This is a genomic window from Vibrio pacinii DSM 19139 (genome assembly GCF_000711795.1).
GTDB classification, from domain to species: Bacteria; Pseudomonadota; Gammaproteobacteria; order Enterobacterales; family Vibrionaceae; genus Vibrio; species Vibrio pacinii.
In genome coordinates, this window is the sequence record NZ_JONH01000053.1 from 1 (window position 1) to 1,409 (window position 1,409).

Below are 1,409 nucleotides of genomic sequence, written 5' to 3' on the forward strand. Positions count from 1 at the left end.
AAGCAACTTTTTTAAAGCGCAGCCGAGCGCTGTAATCATACCGGCTAATACTGAAACGCCAAAATATATAAATGCTTCCAATTTTTCACTCCTTATTAATGTGAATAAACCTACTCGTATAACGCTGCGTTAAGTGGTGAACAACGCTAATCACCAAACCTAAACCATTGTGCCTTAAACACTTAAGCTAACTTGAACCAAAACCGCCAAGCGTTGTGAATCCGCCTTAAACGCCTTGTTAGTTGCCATTCTTAACCTTTGATTTCTAATTCATTTCCACTTTGCCAACACCGTTTTTGAGCGCTTTGAAAAACTCAAATCAGGCGCAGTTTCAAAGCAACTGTTACTGAAACCACTTGGAACTTACAACGCCGCAGAAAACTGCCTAAAAGCACCAAAAAGACCTTTTGGAAAGCCAATGCCACAAAGCTGAATTTCAACGAGTAAATTAGCGTCTGAAACGACAAAACAAAACCACAACATTAAAAATCGAACACAACTTCAGCAAACCACACCCAGATACAAAACCGAGCGCAATTGGACAATTCATTAGCCTTAATTTTTCTGCTTTAGCTGCGTTTTTCCCACTGGCAACTAACGCCGCGTTAAGTGGTGAGCAACGCAGACCACCCGACCTAAACCATTGTGCCGTAAACACTAAAGCTGAATCAAACCGAAAATGCCGAGCGTTGGGAATCCGTCTTAAACGCTTTGTTAGCAAGAAATATCACATGTCATTCGATATGCTCTCAAGAGAAATGACTCGAGACATTAACACCTTTATGTCGGATGAAACAAAATCATCCATTTCACTTTGAATAAACTTGATCATTTCTGGAATGTCGGAGTCTTTCTTTACGAAGATATATTTGACATCATTCGGCTCGAGGGTCAAAGACGTAAACTCTTTTGTTTTCTGGTTTTCTTCTTCGAGTTTACTAGGATTCTCGTACTCAAACTCAATCAGATAACTTTCTATATTGTGATTTACTGGAATAAATCTCCACTCTGACTCTTGGAAAAATTCTTTCGTTTCAACTCTACCATTGATGGTCATTTCACCAACAACAGGCTTGCAATATGACAGCACATATTCCATTTCTTTCAATGCTGACTCGTCATCCAATTTCTCTACATTTAGGTCAACAGCTTTCATTGCCGATGCCAACTTGCTGTTCGGCAGTAAGTACATGATCGGATTCAATCCATTTCTCTCAGCCCATTCACGACTCATTCCTAAGCCAAACTCGCCATAGAACTTAACGTGTTCACCAATTCTCGATAATGGGATATCACAGAAACAAACCATAGGGAGTGTAGTGGTCAACTAAAATTGGCCACGGTTTTAGAGTTTTCCCAATATAATCTTTCTGATTCATTGGGCGTTAGGCCACCGTTATACTGATGTG

At 40.0% G+C, this 1,409-nt stretch carries 1 protein-coding gene; it reads right to left on the reverse strand.

What is annotated here, in order from left to right; genetic code table 11:
- Positions 1–727: 727 nt before the first annotated feature.
- On the reverse strand, positions 728–1,327 hold the full coding sequence (locus BS19_RS14985; RefSeq protein WP_245609292.1) for an abortive infection system antitoxin AbiGi family protein: 600 nt from the start codon (positions 1,325–1,327) through the stop codon (positions 728–730).
- Positions 1,328–1,409 lie beyond the last annotated feature (82 nt).